At 68.1% G+C, this 17,077-nt stretch carries 16 protein-coding genes; 9 read left to right on the forward strand and 7 right to left on the reverse strand.

Annotated elements, in window-relative coordinates; translation table 11 throughout:
* Positions 1-15 precede the first annotated feature (15 nt).
* From ACERLL_RS01160 to ACERLL_RS01190, 7 genes are all read right to left on the reverse strand, one after another.
* Positions 16-1,134, reverse strand: coding sequence for a 3-deoxy-7-phosphoheptulonate synthase (locus ACERLL_RS01160; protein ID WP_373654218.1), 1,119 nt, complete (start codon positions 1,132-1,134; stop codon positions 16-18).
* Between the two features lie 33 nt (positions 1,135-1,167).
* Positions 1,168-2,124, reverse strand: coding sequence for a TonB family protein (locus ACERLL_RS01165; RefSeq protein WP_373654219.1), 957 nt, complete (start codon positions 2,122-2,124; stop codon positions 1,168-1,170).
* Positions 2,105-2,677 (reverse strand): Gx transporter family protein, encoded by a 573-nt coding sequence (locus ACERLL_RS01170; protein ID WP_373654220.1) that lies wholly within the window; start codon positions 2,675-2,677, stop codon positions 2,105-2,107. The genes ACERLL_RS01165 and ACERLL_RS01170 overlap by 20 nt, the downstream gene beginning before the upstream one ends.
* Positions 2,661-3,059, reverse strand: coding sequence for a NusG domain II-containing protein (locus ACERLL_RS01175; protein ID WP_373654221.1), 399 nt, complete (start codon positions 3,057-3,059; stop codon positions 2,661-2,663). The genes ACERLL_RS01170 and ACERLL_RS01175 overlap by 17 nt, the downstream gene beginning before the upstream one ends.
* Positions 3,056-4,102 carry an FAD:protein FMN transferase gene (locus ACERLL_RS01180; protein WP_373654222.1) on the reverse strand — a complete coding sequence of 349 codons (1,047 nt, stop codon included), beginning with the start codon at positions 4,100-4,102 and terminating at the stop codon, positions 3,056-3,058. The genes ACERLL_RS01175 and ACERLL_RS01180 overlap by 4 nt, the downstream gene beginning before the upstream one ends.
* The gene (gene gshB, locus ACERLL_RS01185; protein WP_373654223.1) at positions 4,089-5,060 is read right to left on the reverse strand and encodes a glutathione synthase; all 972 of its coding nucleotides are present in this window, start codon (positions 5,058-5,060) and stop codon (positions 4,089-4,091) included. Before gshB ends, ACERLL_RS01180 begins: the two co-directional genes overlap by 14 nt.
* Positions 5,061-5,247: 187 nt before the next feature.
* Entirely contained in the window at positions 5,248-5,979 is a 732-nt protein-coding gene (locus ACERLL_RS01190) for a 16S rRNA (uracil(1498)-N(3))-methyltransferase (protein ID WP_373654224.1), read from the reverse strand.
* A 99-nt stretch (positions 5,980-6,078) separates the two neighbouring features.
* Between ACERLL_RS01190 and ACERLL_RS01195 the strand changes: the two genes are divergently transcribed.
* The 9 genes from ACERLL_RS01195 to ACERLL_RS01235 all read left to right on the forward strand — a co-directional run bounded on the left by ACERLL_RS01195 (position 6,079) and on the right by ACERLL_RS01235 (position 17,031).
* Complete coding sequence (locus ACERLL_RS01195; protein ID WP_373654225.1) at positions 6,079-6,636, forward strand: thioredoxin family protein; 558 nt, start codon at positions 6,079-6,081, stop codon at positions 6,634-6,636.
* A gap of 28 nt (positions 6,637-6,664) precedes the next feature.
* Positions 6,665-7,498, forward strand: coding sequence for an inositol monophosphatase family protein (locus tag ACERLL_RS01200; RefSeq protein ID WP_373654226.1), 834 nt, complete (start codon positions 6,665-6,667; stop codon positions 7,496-7,498).
* Positions 7,499-7,659: 161 nt separating this feature from the next.
* Complete coding sequence (gene glpX, locus ACERLL_RS01205; protein ID WP_373654227.1) at positions 7,660-8,604, forward strand: class II fructose-bisphosphatase; 945 nt, start codon at positions 7,660-7,662, stop codon at positions 8,602-8,604.
* Between the two features lie 109 nt (positions 8,605-8,713).
* Positions 8,714-10,726 (forward strand): transketolase, encoded by a 2,013-nt coding sequence (gene tkt / locus ACERLL_RS01210; protein ID WP_373654228.1) that lies wholly within the window; start codon positions 8,714-8,716, stop codon positions 10,724-10,726.
* Positions 10,727-10,785: 59 nt separating this feature from the next.
* A complete protein-coding gene (gene gap, locus ACERLL_RS01215) occupies positions 10,786-11,799 on the forward strand; it encodes a type I glyceraldehyde-3-phosphate dehydrogenase (RefSeq protein ID WP_373654229.1) in 1,014 nt (337 codons plus the stop codon).
* Positions 11,800-11,813: 14 nt separating this feature from the next.
* Entirely contained in the window at positions 11,814-13,013 is a 1,200-nt protein-coding gene (locus ACERLL_RS01220; protein ID WP_373654230.1) for a phosphoglycerate kinase, read from the forward strand.
* Entirely contained in the window at positions 13,010-14,452 is a 1,443-nt protein-coding gene (pyk, locus tag ACERLL_RS01225) for a pyruvate kinase (RefSeq protein ID WP_373654231.1), read from the forward strand. Before ACERLL_RS01220 ends, pyk begins: the two co-directional genes overlap by 4 nt.
* Before the next feature lie 70 nt (positions 14,453-14,522).
* Complete coding sequence (fba, locus tag ACERLL_RS01230) at positions 14,523-15,587, forward strand: class II fructose-bisphosphate aldolase (protein ID WP_373654232.1); 1,065 nt, start codon at positions 14,523-14,525, stop codon at positions 15,585-15,587.
* Positions 15,588-15,984: 397 nt separating this feature from the next.
* On the forward strand, positions 15,985-17,031 hold the full coding sequence (locus ACERLL_RS01235) for a class I fructose-bisphosphate aldolase (protein ID WP_373654233.1): 1,047 nt from the start codon (positions 15,985-15,987) through the stop codon (positions 17,029-17,031).
* Positions 17,032-17,077: the final 46 nt, after the last annotated feature.

Genomic DNA, 17,077 nt, shown 5'->3' on the forward strand with positions numbered 1-17,077 from the left:
CCCTGAGGCCGGACGTTAGAACCGCGGCATGTTCGCCGCCAGGTGGACGCGGTTCCGATAGGCCTCCTCCACCATGGCAAGATCCCGACTGAAATAGGGCAGCTCCTCCAGGTGGAGCGCCTGGGGGCCGTCCACCAGGGCTCGTTCGGGCTCGGGATGGAAGTCCGTCAGGACCATGTTGGCACCGGCGATCACCCCCTGCGCGGCCACGTGCTGGATCTCCAGCAGGCCGTCGGGCGCCCGCTCGCGACTGCCCACGGAGTGGCTGGGGTCCACGCATACCGGCATGCGGGTGAGGCGCTTCACCACCGGCACGTGGGCGAAATCCACCAGGTTGCGGTGCGGCGCGCCCATGTGGGATTTCACGCCGCGCAGGCAGAACACGATGTTGCGGTTGCCGCTGGCGGCGATGTACTCGCAGGCGTTGAGGGATTCCTCCAGGCTGATGCCGAAGCCCCGCTTGTAGAGCACCGGAAACCGGTTCTGCGCCCCCACCTCCTTGAGCAGCTCGAAGTTCTGGGCGTTGCGGGTGCCCACCTGCAGCATGACCCCCGTGGGATTGCCCGCCCGCTCCAGGTTGTCCCGGATTTCCTCGATCTGCTCCGCCTGGGTCACCTCCATGGTCACCACCCGTATGCCGTAGTTGCCCGCCAGCTCGAATACGTAGGGCAGGCAGTCGGCGCCGTGCCCCTGGAAGTCGTAGGGGCTGGTGCGGGGCTTGTAGGCGCCCATGCGGGTGGTCACCAGACCGTGGTCGCGCAGGGCGGCCATCATGCGCTCGGTGTTGGTCCGATTGTCCACCGCGCACAGCCCGGCGAACAGGTGGAAGGTGTCCTGCCCGAAATGCAGGCCGTTGTAGTCGAAGCCCACGGGCTCCACCTGGCCGCGGTGGCGGCCGAGCAGGCGGTAGCGGTCCGAGACCCGGACCACGCGCTCCACCGCGGGCTCCCCCGCGATCTCGTCGGCGTCCAGCGCCGAGGTATCGCCGATCAGGTAAAGCTCCGTGACGGTCTCCCGCGTGCCGTGCTCCCGGTGATGCCGGACCTCGATGTCGGGCTTCGCCGCCAGATAGGTGAGCAGGCTCTGGTACTCGGGGTCCTTTTCGTCCACGCCGGTCTTGAGTATGACGATCATGGGCCGCTCCCAGGGGTTGGTGCGGAACCCGGCTCAGCCCCGGTCCGGGGCGCGCAGATCGGAGCCGCGGGTGAAATTGAAATGGTGCCGGATGGGCAGGCCGTCCGCATAGCGGCGCTCCAGCGCATCGGGGAAAGTGCTGTAGGGGGCCCCGAGGCGGATGATCTGCTTGGCCGCGGCGTCCAGGATGTCGCTGCCCGAGGATTCCAGGATCCGCAGGTGCGCCAGTGTGCCGTCCGGACGAACCACCGCCTCCACCCGCACCTTGCCCGTCAGGTCGCGCTCCTGGGCCTCCTCCGGGTAGTTCAGGTTGCCGATGCGCTCCACTTTGGCGATCCAGGCGGAGATGTAGGAAGCGGCCTTGTCCTCGCGCGTGGCCATCCGCGCCCGGTCCGCGGTTTCCCGCGCGGTGTTGCGGCGCTCCTGATTGTTCCGGTCCCACTGGGCCATTTGCCGATTGGAGGGGTAGAGCTGGAAGGAATCCTTCTCCGGCGTGGCGGGGGCGCTCCGCGCACCTCCGGAGGATTCTCCGTTGGCCCGCTTTTCGGGGGCTTCCGGGCTGCTGAGCAGCTCCTCCTCCTTCGGTGCGGGTGCGGGCTGCTTCTGCGGCGCCTCGGTGGGCGTCCGCTTGGCCGGTGCTTTCTCCGCTTCGGCCTTCGGGTCCGGCTCGGGTGGTGTGGGCGCGGGAGCTTCCTGCGCCGGGACGTTGCTGCGTCCGGCGAAGGGGTTGGCCGCCTCCTTGCGTTTCTCGTCCTTTCCGGCGGCCTTCTGGCTGCGGCTGGCGGCGGGAGCGTCCCGGTCCGGGCTGTTGGTCTCCCGGGCGGGCATGGGCCGGTATTCCACCATGCGCAGCATCGGGCCCGAGGACGACTCGGGCTCCGGTGCCGTAAAGCCGACCAGGCCCAGCACCGCGGCGTGCAGCAGTGCGGATCCCAGCAAGGCCACCAGGAGCCGGGGGTCAAGAGTGTTTTCAGGGGGAGGCCAGGCCATGTGCGTCATCCGCTCGCGATTCCCACTCCTGCACCAGTGCATAGGCCGCCAGGCCGTTGATGGTACCCGTTATGGCCGCGCCCGGCCCGAGGATCGGCACCAGCGCGAACAGTCCCGCGTGCTGCACGAACAGGGCGTAGGCCACGGCCAGCTGACCACCGATATGCGCCACCGCGGCCAGCACGCTGTACCCCACCGGACCCAGCCCCCGTCCCGGGAGGAGGCTGCCCAGCGCCAGCGCGGCCAGGGCCGCCAGGGCGCCGCCCAGGGACAGCCAGAATCCGGGCGCCAGCAGGGTGCCCAGGAAGATGGCCGCCACCACCACCCGCAGCAGGGTGACCATGGCGGCGGTGCGCCATCCCCACAGGCAGAGTGCCGTGACGGTCACCACGTTGGCCAGTCCGGGCTTGAGCCCGGGGATGATGGGCGGAAGCGCCGCCTCCAGCAGGTGGAGTCCCACCGCGAAGGCGGCCATCCAGGCCAAGTGCGTATCCCGGCGCAGCCGGCTCAGGGCCGGGGGCTCCCGGAGCGCGCCCTCAGTAATTGATGGCATCCCAGGGCCGTTCCCGGTTGCCGACCACGCGCACCAGGACCTCGTTGGGAACGCAGGCGGCGGTATCCCCGACCCGCCGCTGCCAGCCGGCCCGCAGGTCGATCTTGCGCGGTGCCGGCGAGGGCGGCACGAAGCGGATGCCGCCGTCCCGGACCCGGAGATGGGAGGTCCCCAGCGGCCCTTCCACGGTGAGCTCCCGCTCCTCGCCGAGGGAAACCGTCTCCACCACCTCGCCGCCGGCGACGATCTCGGCCCGGGCCCCGGGTGCGCCGCCCCCGTAGGCGGCCACCGTCCCGGTGATCGCGCCCACCCAGACCAGCGCGAGCACGGTCCGGTCCCAGGGCGTGGTGGCGCGGCGCAGAAAGCGGAGCCAAGCCTTCACGGGGCGGCAACCTCCTCGGAGCGCCAGTCCAGCCGTGCCTTCATGGCCGGACTGGCATGGGCCTTTCCGGCGGTATCGATCACCAGGGCCGGCTGCTCCTTGCCCAGCCGCTGGAACCCCGGTGCGCCCGCCACGAACAGCGCGGTGCTCCAGGCGTCGGCCTCGGTGGCCCGGGGCCCGAGCACGGTGGCCTGCCGGGCGGCACGGGCCGGGGCGCCGGTGGCCGGATCCAGGAGATGATGGTAGCGGCGTCCTTCGTGCCGGAAGAAGCGCTCGTAGTCGCCGGAGGTGACGATGGCCTCGCCGTCGTGGAGGGGCACCACCGCCAGCACCCGGTCCCGGTCGCGCGGATTCCGGATGCCCACCCGCCAGGGGCGCCCCCCGTGGCTGCCGAGGGCCCGCAGATCGCCGCCGGCATTGATCAGGGCGTTCTCCACGCCATGCGCCGCCAAAACCGCGGTGGCCCGGTCCACGGCATAGCCCTTGGCGATGCCCCCCAGGTCCAGCGCCGCGCCGGGCCGGGTCAGGCGCGCCAGAAGAGCGTCGTGCCGCCGCAGGGCCAGCGCCCGATCCCCGGCGCCCTGGTCCAGCAGGGCGTCCACCGCCTCGCCGGCGGGCGGCGCCTCCGGAAACGGCGGGGCGCGGAAGCCCCACAGGGCCACCAGACGCCCGAGATGGGGGTTGAAGGCGTTGGCGCTGGCCCGCTGCACCGACAGCGCCCGGGGCAGTAGCGCTGACAGGGGCCCGTCCAGGGGTGTCCACTCCCCCCGCTCGGCCCGATTGAAGGCCGCGAGCGCGCTGTCCTCGTCAGTCGGGCCCAGAGCGTCGTGGATACGGCGCATCTCCCGGAAGGCGGCGCCCGCCGCCGCGTGGAACGCTTCCTTCTCCATGCCCACCGCGGTGATCTCCACCAGGGTGCCCAGGACGAAGGCCTGGTCCTGGCGCGCTTCCGGGGCGCGGTCGCAGGCCGTCAGGGCCAGGATGGCCAGGAGCAGCGCGGCGAAAGCCCGGAGTCTCGGAAACCGGCCCTTACTGGGGATCATGGAAGGGCGCGCCCCGGGCCAGCCGGCGCTCCAGGGCATCGAACAGGTCCGCGCAGATATTGATGCCGGCGTAATGATCCAGTTCCTGCACCCCGGTAGGACTGGTGACGTTGATCTCGGTGACATAGCCCCCGATGACGTCGATGCCCACGAATGTCAGGCCGCGGGCGCGCAATTCGGGGCCCAGGGCTGCGCAGATCGCCCGGTCGCGCTCCGTCAGCTCGGCGAGCTCCGTGGTGGCGCCGGCGGAGATGTTGCCCCGGAAATCACCGCCTCCGGGAACCCGCAGCAGGCCGTGCGGGACCGGCTCGCCGTCCACCAGCAGGATGCGCTTGTCGCCCCGGGCGGCTTCCGGCAGGTAGTCCTGGGCCATGGCGAAGCGGGTGCCGCGGTGGGTGAGGCTCTCCACCACGGAGTTGAAGTTGGGGTCGCCGGCGCGCACCAGGAAGATGCCCTCCCCGCCCCGGCCCTCCAGCGGCTTGAGGACCATGGCCTCGCGCTCCTGGAGGAAGGCGTAGAACTCCTTGGGGTCGCGCGCCACCAAGGTGGGCGGGGCGAGACCGGGAAAGTAGGCCGTAAACATCTTTTCATTGGCGTCGCGCAGAGTGGCCGGATGGTTGCTCACCAGCGTCGACCCCAGGGCCCGCTCCAGGAGGTACGTCATGTAGATGTACTCCATATCGAAGGGCGGGTCCTTGCGCATGAGCACCAGGTCCAGCTCGGTGAGCGCGCGGCGCTCCTCGCCGCCGAGGCTGTAGTGGCTCCCCGGCTCGCGCCGGACCTCCAGCGGATACATGCGCGCCCAGGGCGCCTCGTCGCGGCCGAACAGGTGTCCGGGCTCCATATAGTAGAGCCGGTAGCCGCGCCGCTGCGCCTCCAGGAGCATGGCGAAGGTGGTGTCCTTGCCGATGTGGATGTCGCCGATGGGGTCCATGACGACGCCGAGGCTGGCACTCATGGCAAATGGGCCTTTCCTGGAAAGTGAATGCTTGGATGCTTATTGTGCCCCGCGTGGCCGCGGCGGCGAACCCCGGAGGCCGCCACGCTGCCCCGCGCAGAGGCGGGGAAAAGACCGTTGGCGGCAGTTTTGGGGGCGGCCTCCGGCCGCGACAGCCCGGGGCGCTCCGGGGCGATGGACCTTCCGGCTACGCCCCGACGCCGGGGAAATCCCCCCATACGGCTTGCGCCCAGGCCAGGGCGGCCACCGCGGCGGTTTCGGTGCGCAGGGTGCGGGGGCCCAGGGCCGCCCGGACGAAGCCGGCCTCCACCGCCGCGACCAGCTCCTCGTCGTTGAGGCCGCCCTCGGGGCCCACCAGGAGGTGCAACGGGCCACCCGCTGGCGGTCCGACGGGCGGGTCGCCCGCCTCGTCGAGGACCAGACCGTGGACCACCCCGGAGGCCAGGGCCGTCTCGAGGGGGGCCGGCTCGACTACCTCCGGAATCCGGTTGCGCCCGCACTGCTCGCAGGCGGAGGCAGCGATCCTGTGCCAGCGGTCCCGGTTTTTCGCGGCCTTGGGGCCCTCCAGGCGCCGGACGCTGCGGGCGGTCTGCACCGGCCGGATCTCGGTGACGCCGAGCTCGGTGGCCTTCTGCACCACCCAGTCGAATTTCTCGCCTTTGGACAGGCCCGCCCAGAGCACCGTGCCGAGGGGGGATTCCCGCTCCACTGCTCGGAAATCGCCGAGACGCACCACCGGGCGCTTGGTGTCCCCCGCAAGCTCCGCCTGGTGCTCGCCGCCGGCGCCGCTGAAGACGGTTACCGGGTCGCCCGGCGCCAAGCGCAGGGCCTTCACCAGGTGCCGAGCGGCCTCCTCGGGCAGGGGCAGCTCGGCACCGGGCTCGGCGGCCTCGGGCAGATAGACCCGGGGAATGCGCATGGGGTTCCTCCCTGAGGGCGGGTTTGGGTCCGTCATTGTGGCAAGGCATAATATATAGTTTCACGTTGGGGTTTTGCATCGGCTTGAGAGGGAGCGGAAATGGTCCGGACGGAAACGCCGGTTGTGGATAGAAGCTTCATGGTCCCCGAATTCGAGCTGCCCGGGGTGGACGGCAAGAGCCACCGCCTGGAGGATGTGCGCGGCGAGAACGGTCTCCTGATAATCTTCATGTGCAACCACTGCCCCTATGTAAAAGCGGTGGAGGACCGTATCCTGCGCGACGTGCGCGACCTCAAGGAGCTCGGCATCGGCACGGCGGCCATCATGTCCAACGACCCCACGGACTATCCCGAGGACTCCTTCGAGAACCTCCGGGCCCGCTGGGAGGAAAAGGCCTATCCCATGCCCTACCTCTTCGACGAGACTCAGGAGGTGGCCAAGCGCTTCGGGGCCGTGTGTACGCCGGATTTCTTCGGCTTCAACGCGAGCGGCTACCTGCAGTACCGCGGCCGGCTGGACGAGAGCCGCAAGGAGCCGGTGACCGGCGCCAAGCGCGAGCTCTTCGAGGGCATGAAGCAGGTGGCCCAGACCGGTCAGGGTCCGGAGGAGCAAATCCCCTCCATGGGCTGCTCCATCAAGTGGAAGGACGACGGCTGAAGCGGCTTGCCGCTCCAAGGTTAGAGGTATGACCCAGGCCCCCGTGGTGGATTCCGATCTGGTGGAGCGCGTCGCCGGCATCCTGCGCGACGCCGCCGCCGAGCATCTGCTGCCCCGTTTCTCGGGGGGCGGGGCGCCGGCGCGTCTCAAGTCCTGCGGCGGTTTGGTCACCGAGGCGGATAACGCCATGCAGGACGCCATCGGCGGCGCCCTGGCGGAGTCCTATCCGGAGGTGGGCTTCCTGGGCGAAGAGATGGAGCCCGACGAGCACCGCCGGGCCCTGGAGAGCGCCGATTGCGGCCTGTGGTGTCTCGATCCTCTGGACGGCACCAGCAACTTCGCCGTGGGTATCCCCATATTCGGGATCTCCGTGGCCTTGCTGGTTCGGGGCGCCCCGGTGCTGGGCGTGGTCCTGGACCCGGTGCGCGACGAGCTGTTCACCGCCGTTCGGGGGGGCGGGGCGTTCCTGAACGGCGAGCCGATCACCGTCCGCGACACCGGCCCGCTGGAGCGGGCCGTGGGCTGTATCGATTTCAAGCGCCTGTCCCGCGATGTGGCGCGGGGCTTGGCGGCATCGCAGCCCTTTCACAGCCAGCGCAATTTCGGCTCCAGCGTGCTGGAGTGGTGCTGGCTCGCCTGCGGGCGGGTGGACTTTTACCTTCATGGCGGGCAAAATTTATGGGATTTTGCGGCCGGGTCCCTTATCGCCGCCGAGGCGGGAGCGGACGTGGCCACCATGGACGGCGAGCCGCTTTTCGAGGGCGACATCCTGCGTCGCTCGATCCTCGCCGTGGCGGAGGGCAATCTGCGCGCGGAATTGGCCCCCTATCTCTGTCCCGACGAGGGTCCGGGACAGAGATAGAGGGCTGGCCGCGCTTTCCGGAACCGATCGGCACGCGTCCGGGCCGCAGGCATGCGGCCCGGACGCCGCCGTTTTCGTGGCTTGCCGGAGGGCGCGGACCCGTCGCCACGGAGCGAACCGGATACGTCTTGAATTTCCCAATCTAAATAGGTGGACAGGCTATGCCCATGGAACAGCTGACCATGCCACTCGTCCGTACGACCGAGGCGGCCGCCCGAGGCGCCACGGACTGGATCGGTCGGGGGGAGAAGGAGCAGGGGGACGGCGCCGCCGTCGAGGCCATGCGTCAGGCCATGACCGCCGTGCCCATGGCCGGCGAGGTGGTCATCGGCGAGGGCGAGAAGGACGAGGCCCCCATGCTCTACAACGGCGAGCAGGTGGGCAACGGCGAGGGCCCCAAGGTGGACATCGCCGTGGACCCCGTGGAAGGCACCAACTTCCTCGCCAAGGGCATGCCGGGCTCCATCGTGGTGCTGGCGGCGGCCCCGCAGGGCCAGATGTTCCGGCCCGGCCCCGGGTTCTACATGGACAAGCTGGTTGTGCCGCCGGCCGCCAAGGGCAAGCTGGACCCCAACGCCCCGCTCGCCTCCAAGCTCGGCGATCTGGCCAGCGCCCTGGACAAGCAGGTGGAGGATCTCCGCATTTTCGTCCTCGACAAGCCCCGGCACCAGGACATGATCCAGGAGGTCCGCGCCGCGGGCGCGAGCGTGCGCCTGGCAACCGACGGCGACGTTAGCGGTGGCGTCATGGCCGCCCTGGGCGAGTCCGTGGACGCGCTCATGGGCGTGGGCGGCACCCCCGAGGGCGTGATCACGGCCTGCGCCGCCAAGGCAGTGGGCGGCGACATGTTCGGCGCCATGGCCCCGCAGAAGGACGATGAGGAGAAGCAGATCCGCGAATTCGGCCTCGAGCCGGGTCAGGTACTGACCATGAACGACCTTATCAAGGGCGACAACGTCCTGTTCGTGGCTACCGGCCTGACCTCCAGCGACATCCTGGACGGGGTCCAGGATTACGGTGACCTCATCACCACCGACACCATGGTTATCACCGGTGCCCACGGCACGGTCCAGCGTATTCGGACAGAGAAACCGGTCAGCAGCTGAGGTCGGTCTGGGCCCGCCGGAGGTGGGCCTCGGGTCCGTGCAAACCCGGTCGCGGGCCCATTCGCCAGACGCACCGAATACCGAATCGCCTTGCAAGGAGTAATCTCGAATGGCTGAAGTTTCCCGTAAGCAGTTGGCCAATGCCATCCGCTTTCTTTCCATGGATGCGGTGCAGGCGGCGAATTCCGGCCACCCCGGCATGCCCATGGGAATGGCGGATATCGCGGAAGTGCTCTGGAACGACTACATGAAGCACAACCCCGCCAATCCGGATTGGGCCGACCGGGACCGTTTCGTGGTCTCCAACGGCCACGGCTCCATGCTCCTGTACAGCCTCCTCCACCTCACCGGCTATGACCTGCCCATGGAGGAGCTCAAGAATTTCCGCCAGTGGGGCTCCAAGACCCCGGGCCATCCGGAGAACGGCGTGACCCCCGGCGTGGAGACCACCACCGGCCCGCTCGGGCAGGGCCTGGCCAACGCCGTGGGCATGGCCATCGCCGAGAAGGAGCTCGCCAACGAGTTCAATCGCGACGGCCACACCATCGTCGATCACAATACCTACGTGTTCGTGGGTGACGGCTGCCTGATGGAAGGCGTCAGCCACGAGGCCTGCTCCCTGGCCGGCACCCTGGGCCTGGGCAAGCTGGTCGTCTTCTACGACGACAACGGCATTTCCATCGACGGCGAGATCGAGGACTGGTTCACCGACGATACCCTCAAGCGTTTCGAAGGGTACGAGTGGCAGACCATGGCCATCGACGGCCATAACCCCGACGCCGTGGCCAAGGCCATCGAGCAGGCCAAGGCCGAGCCCAACAAGCCGACCCTGATCGCCTGCAAGACCACCATCGGTTACGGTTCCCCGAACAAGGCCGGCAGCGAGGAGACCCACGGCGCCGCCCTCGGCGACGATGAGGTAGCCGCCACCCGCCAGGCCCTGGGCTGGGAGGCCGCGCCCTTCGAGGTGCCCGAGGACATCGCCGGGGGCTGGGATGCCCGCAAGGCCGGACAGGCCGCCGAGGAGGACTGGCAGGCGCGCTTCGAGGCGTACCGCAAGGACTACCCCGAGCTGGCCAGCGAGCTCGAGCGCCGCATGAAGCAGACGGTGCCCGCCGATTTCGAGCAGAAGATGGATGCCCTGATCGCCGACTGGCGCGCCAAGGAAGCCAGCGACGCCACCCGCAAGCACTCCGGCAAGATGCTGAACACCATCGCCGAGCAGGTGCCCGAGGTGCTCGGCGGCTCCGCGGACCTCGCGCCCTCCAATAACACCAAGTGGGAAAACGCCCCCATCATCACGCCCGCTCGCGAGCAGAAGGGCGTGCATGGGCGCTACCTGCACTATGGCGTCCGCGAATTCGGCATGGCCGCCATCATGAACGGCATCAGCCTGCATCGCGGCTACCGCCCGTACGGTGGCACCTTCCTGATCTTCTCCGATTACATGCGCAACGGCATCCGGATGTCGGCGCTCACCCACCAGCCGGTGACTTACGTGTTCACCCACGATTCCATCGGCCTGGGCGAGGACGGCCCCACCCACCAGCCCATCGAGCAGCTGCCGAGCCTGCGGGCCATCCCCGGCGTCCATGTGTTCCGGCCCGCCGACGCCGTGGAGACGGCCGTGGGCTGGAAGCTGGCCCTGAGCAGCGGCGACCATCCCTATGCGCTGGTGCTGACTCGACAGAAGACGGGTGCCCTGGACCACACCGACGAGACCGTGGCTAATATTGCTAGAGGTGGCTACGTTCTGTCGGAGGCCGAGGGCGGCAGTCCGGAGGGTGTCCTCCTGGCTTCCGGCTCCGAGGTGGATCTGGCCCTCAACGCGCAGGCCGAGCTGGCCAAGCAGGGTAAGAAGGTCCGGGTCGTGTCCATGCCGTGCTGGGAGCTTTTCGACGCCCAGGACGAGGCCTACAAGCAGTCCGTGCTCCCCGACTCGGTGAGCAAGCGGGTCGCCGTGGAGGCCGCCGAGACCATGGGCTGGGAGCGCTATGTGGGCCGTGACGGCAAGGCCGTGGGCATCCATCGCTTCGGCGAGTCCGCTCCGGGCGGAACCCTGTTCGAGAAGTTCGGCTTCGTGCCCGAGGCCGTGGTCAACGCCTACAACGAGCTGGGCTGAGCGCGAGAACCGCCACCGAATTCACGCATCAACATTTCGACGCCTGTGGAGGTAGCAAAATGAGCATCCGCGTCGCCATTAACGGCTACGGCCGCATCGGCCGCAACGTCCTGCGCGCCATTTACGAGGCCAACCGGCAGAACGAGGTCCAGGTGGTCGGCATCAACGATCTGGGGGATGCCGAGACCAACGCCCACCTGACCAAGTACGACACCGTCCACGGCAAGTTCCCCGGCACCGTCGAGGTGGAGGGCAACAACCTGGTGGTGAACGGGGACAAGATCTCCGTGCTGGCGGAGCGTGATCCCACCAAGCTGCCCTGGGGCGACATGGACGTCGACGTGGTCATGGAGTGCACCGGCCTGTTCGTGGAGCGCGACAAGGCCGCCATGCACCTGGAGGCCGGCGCCAAGAAGGTGCTGATCTCCGCCCCCGGCAAGGGCGACGACCTCACCGTCGTCTACGGCGTCAACCAGGACATGATCGACCCGGACAAGCACCAGGTGGTCTCCAACGCCTCTTGCACCACCAACTGTCTGGCGCCCCTGGTCAAGCCGCTGCATGAGAAGATCGGTGTGGATCACGGCTTGATGACCACCATCCACTCCTACACCAACGACCAGGTGCTGGTGGACGTCTACCACAAGGACCTGCGTCGGGCCCGCTCCGCGACCCAGTCGCAGATCCCGACCCAGACCGGCGCCGCCGCCGCCGTGGGCAAGGTGCTGCCCGACCTCAACGGCAAGCTGGACGGCTTCGCCGTGCGGGTGCCCACCACCAACGTCTCCTTCGTGGACCTGACCTTCCAGGCCAGCCGCAATACCACCGTCGACGAGGTGAACGAGACCCTGCGCGAGGCCTCCGAGGGCGCCCTCAAGGGCATCCTGGGCTATAACGACGAGCCCCTGGTCTCCCACGACTTCAACCACGATTCCCGCTCCTCCATCTACGAGGCGCCCCTGACCCGCCTGCTGGAGGGCAATTTCGTCAAGGTGACCTCCTGGTATGACAACGAGTGGGGCTTCTCCAACCGGATGATCGACACCGCGCAAGCCCTGATGGGCGGCAAGTAAGGGAGCGCGTCTCCATGAGTATCATTCGGATGACGGATCTGGACCTGCGCGGCAAGCGGGTCCTGATCCGGGAGGATCTCAACGTCCCCCAGGACGATGACGGCAACATCACCGATGAGACCCGCCTCCAGGCCAGCCTGCCGACCATTCGGCAGGCCCTGGAGGCCGGGGCCAAGGTGCTGGTCATGGCCCACCTGGGCCGCCCCAAGGGCGAGCGCAACGCCAAGTATACCCTGGCGCCGGTGGCCAAGAAGCTGGGCGAGCACCTCGGCCGTGAGGTGCCCCTGGTGGAGGACTGGTATGAGGGCACGCCCGACCAGGTGGCCAACCTGGGCGAGGGCGAGGTGGTGATGCTGGAGAACGTCCGGTTCCACCCGGGCGATACCGAGAACGACGAGGCCTTCTCCAAGCAGATGGCCAGCCTGTGCGACGTCTACGTGAACGACGCCTTCGGCACGGCGCACCGCGCCCAGGCCTCCACCCACGGGGTGGCCAGGTTCGCCTCCGTGGCGGCTGCCGGTCCGCTGCTGGCCAAGGAGATCGACAGCCTCACCGCGGCGCTGGAGAGCCCGCAGCGGCCCCTGGTGGCCATCGTCGGCGGTGCCAAGGTCTCCGGCAAGCTGGAGGTACTGAAGGCGCTCACCGACAAGGTGGACCAGCTCATCGTCGGGGGCGGAATCGCCAACACCTTCCTGCTCGCCGAGGGCTGCAACATCGGCGGCTCGCTGGCGGAGCCGGATTTGGTGGACGAGGCCAAGAGCGTCATCGACGCCTGCCGGGCCAAGGGTGCCGAGGTGCCCCTGCCCACCGACGTGGTGGTGGCCAAGGAGTTCTCCGCGGACGCCCCGGTGCGCACCTGCGGCGTGGAGGATGTGCAGGACGACGAGATGATCCTGGACGCCGGCCCGGAGACCGCCGCGCGCTTCGCGGAGATCGTCAAGGGTGCCGGCACGGTGCTGTGGAACGGCCCGCTGGGCGCCTTCGAGCTGCCCAAGTGCGCCGAGGGCACCCGAACGCTGGCACACGCCATCGCCGATAGCGATGCCTTCAGTGCGGCGGGCGGCGGGGACACCCTCGCGGCCATCGCCATGACGGGCATCACCGACAAGATCTCGTATATCTCCACCGGCGGCGGTGCCTTCCTGGAATGGGTGGAAGGCAAAAAGCTTCCGGCAATTGCGATCCTTGAGGAGAGGGCGGCCGAACAGGCATGAGGCGAACCAAGATCGTCGCGACACTCGGGCCGGCAACCGACGAGCCGGGAGTCCTCGACCGCATGATCGAGGCGGGGGTGGATGTATTTCGCCTCAACTTCTCCCACGGTGAGTCCGAAGACCATGTGCGCCGTGCCCAGGAGGTACGCTCCCGGGCACAGGTCCACAGCCGAACCATCGGGATCCTGGCCGATATCCAGGGGCCGAAGCTCCGCATCGGGCGCTTCGAGAACGGTGCCGTGGAGCTGGCGGAAGGCCAGCAGTTCATCCTGGACACCTTCACGGAGCTGGGCAACGAGAGCCGGGTGGGCGTGACCTACAAGCGCCTGCCCGACGATGTGGAGCGCGGCGCCACCCTGCTGCTCAATGATGGCCTGGTGGCCATCTGGGTGGAGGAGGTTCGCGGCCAGGAGATCATCGGCCGCGTGGTCAAGGGCGGGATCCTGTCGGACAACAAGGGCCTCAACCGCGCCGGAGGCGGCCTCACTGCCCAGGCGCTCACCGAGAAGGACCGCCGGGATATCCATACGGTGGCCGAGATCGGCGCCGATTACTTGGCGGTTTCCTTCCCGCGCTCGGCGGCCGACGTCAACAAGGCACGGGAGCTGGTGGACAAGGCCGGCGGGCACGCCCGCCTGCTGGCCAAGATCGAGCGCCCGGAGGCGGTGGCGGCCATCGACGAGATCATCGCCGCCAGCGACGCCATTATGGTGGCGCGGGGCGACCTCGGCCTGGAGATCGGCGACGCCGCCGTGCCCCCGGTGCAGAAGCGCATCATCCACAAGGCGCGCATGGCCAACAAGGCCGTGATCACCGCCACGCAGATGATGGAGTCCATGACCCACGCGCCCATCCCCACCCGCGCCGAGGTGTCCGATGTGGCCAACGCGGTCCTGGACGGCACCGACGCGGTGATGCTGTCCGGGGAGACGGCCACCGGGGACTATCCGGTGGAGGCCGCTGGGGCCATGGACCGGGTGTGCCGGGAGACGGAGCGCTCCGCCTTCGAGGAGAACCCCAGCACCCTCACCGGCTTCGGCACCGAGGAAGCCAGCACTGTGGACGAGTCCATCGCGCAGTCGGCCCTGGCCATCGCAAACAAGCTGGAGATCTCCGCCATCGCGGCTTTCACCACCAGCGGGCGGACCGCCCTCTGGATGTCGCGCGGCGGGACCCGGGCGCCCATCTACGCCCTGTCCCCCGAGCAGCGCACCCGGCGTCAGGTGACCATGTATCGGGGTGTCTACCCCATCAGCTTCCCCATCGACCCGGAGAAGCATACCCCCCGCGAGCTGATCGTCACCGCGGAGCAGGAGCTGCGGAGACAGGGCGCGGTGCGGGAAGGGGATCTAATGATCCTTACCCTCGGCGAGCCGCTCGGTAAGGAAGGGTCCACCAATACGGTGAAGGTGGTCCGTGTCGGGGACACGACGCCGTAGCCCCTTGAATGGTTTGGATAGATTTTCACGTCGCTAATCTTTGCATGATCGTATAGGAGGCAACCAACCAATGCCTTTGGTATCAATGCGCCAGTTGCTGGACCATGCCGCCGAGAACGGCTATGGCCTTCCCGCTTTCAACGTAAACAACCTCGAGCAGGTCCGGGCCATCATGGATGCCGCCCGCGAGGTTGACTCCCCCGTCATCATGCAGGGCTCCGCGGGTGCCCGGAAGTATGCCGGGGAGCCGTTCCTGCGGCACCTGATCCAGGCGGCCGCCGAGGAGTACCCCGAGATCCCCATCGCCATGCACCAGGATCACGGCGCCAGCCCGGCGGTGTGCCTGCGCTCCATCCGCTCCGGCTTCACCTCCGTGATGATGGACGGCTCCCTGGAGGCCGACGGCAAGACCCCCGCTTCCTACGACTACAACGTCCGCGTCACCGCCGAGGTGGTGAATGCCGCCCATTCGGTGGGCGTCTCCGTGGAGGGCGAGCTCGGCTGCTTGGGCTCCCTGGAGACCATGACCGGGGACAAGGAGGACGGACACGGCGCCGAGGGCGAGATGACCGAGGACATGCTCCTCACCGACCCCGAGGAAGCCGCTTCCTTCGTCAAGGACACCTCCGTGGACGCCCTGGCAGTGGCCATCGGTACCAGCCACGGCGCCTACAAGTTCTCCAGCAAGCCCACCGGCGAGGTGCTCCGCATCGACCGGATCAAGGAGATCCACGAGCGCATTCCGGACACCCACCTGGTGATGCACGGCTCCAGCTCCGTGCCGGAGGAGTGGATCGACATCATCAACCAGTACGGCGGCGAGATCCCCGAGACCTACGGCGTGCCGGTGGAGGAGATCCAGAACGGCATCAAGCACGGTGTCCGCAAGGTGAACATCGACACGGACATCCGGCTCGCCATGACCGGCGCCGCCCGGAAGCACCTCGGCGAGAACAAGGCTAACTTCGACCCGCGGAAGTTCCTGATCCCGGCGTACGAGGCCGCCAAGCAGATCTGCAAGGACCGCTACGAGCAGTTCGGCACGGCCGGCAACGCCTCCAAGATCAAGGCCATCGGCGAGGAAGAGATGGTCCGCCGCTACGAGGCCGGCGAGCTGGATCCCCGGGTGAAGTAACCGCCTGTCAGCCAAGCCGCCATGGAAAGGCCCGGCCCGCGCCGGGCCTTTTTCGTTGTCCCTCCGGCGGCTCGCTCCCCTACTCCCCTTCCGCTTACCCACGATTTTTCGCGGCTTCTTGACCGGCGTAACTTCCACCGCTCGCCCGACCCCTACGCACACCTTGAAGGAGCGGGGGATAATCCCAATGTAACGAGGAGCTTCGTTAAAAAAGGGCGCCCATGATGTAGCTGCCGGCAATGCCGAGCGGGGTTGCTTGCACAAAGGGGGTTGTCTTGGCTGCGTTGCCGAGGCAGCCTAAGCGGCTCAGGAACGCGAGACGTTACTGTAAGTCAAAATGGGTTATCCCTTTTCATTCTCACCGGTTAGACCAGACCCACAAAGGGAGGTCGGGACCATGGCCAATTATTCCTGGAAGCACGCGGAAGAGCTGAAGCAGACCGCCCAGTCCATGGTGGCCAACTACAAAGGCATCCTGGCGGCGGACGAATCCAATAACACGGCGAGCAAGCGCCTCAAGGAGGTGGGCATCGAGTCCACCGAGGAGAGCCGCCGCAAGTACCGGCAGCTGCTGTTCACGGCCCCGGAGGCGGACAAGTACATCAGCGGGGTGATCCTCTACGACGAGACCATCCGCCAGGCCGACGATAACGGCACCGCTTTCCCCGAGCTGCTGAAGGGCCGCGGCATCATTCCGGGCATCAAAGTGGATACCGGCGCCAAGCCGCTGGCCGGCTCCCCGGACGAGAAAGTCACCGAAGGCCTGGACGGCCTCCGTGAGCGCCTGGCCGAGTACTACAACATGGGTGCCCGCTTCTCCAAGTGGCGCGCCGTGATTACCCCCGGCGAGGATATGCCCACGCGCCAGTGCATGGAGGCCAATGCCCACGCCCTGGCCCGCTACTCCGCGCTGTGCCAGGAAAACGGCCTGGTGCCCATCGTGGAGCCCGAGGTGCTGATCAACGGCAGCCACAGCATCGACGCCTGCGAGGAAATCACCGAAGAGAACCTCCATATGGTGTTCGACGAGCTGTATCGCCACAACGTCATGCCCGAGGGCGTGGTGCTCAAGACCTCCATGGTGATCTCCGGCCTGGATGCGCCCAGCCGAGCCGGCGTGGAGGAGGTCGCCGAGCGCACGGTGCAGACGCTGCAGCGCGTGGTGCCGCCGGCCCTGGGCGGCGTGGTGTTCCTCTCCGGCGGTCAGGGCGACGTGGAGGCCACCCAGCATCTGGATGTCATGAACAAGAAGTACAAGAACCAGGTGCCGTGGCGGATGACCTTCTCCTATGCCCGCGCCCTGCAGAACCCGGCCCTGGGCAGCTGGGGCTCCGATATGTCCAACACCGAGGAGGCCCAGAAGAACTTCGCTTTCCGCGCCAAGCTCAACAGCCTGGCCTCCGAGGGCGAGTATTCCGAGGACATGGAGAGCAAGGCCGCCTGAAGGCGGACCTGATCCCTGGTAAATGGCCCCGCCCCTCCGGGCGGGG

It is taken from the genome of Thiohalorhabdus sp. Cl-TMA (genome assembly GCF_041821045.1).
Taxonomy (GTDB): Bacteria; Pseudomonadota; Gammaproteobacteria; order Thiohalorhabdales; family Thiohalorhabdaceae; genus Thiohalorhabdus; species Thiohalorhabdus methylotropha.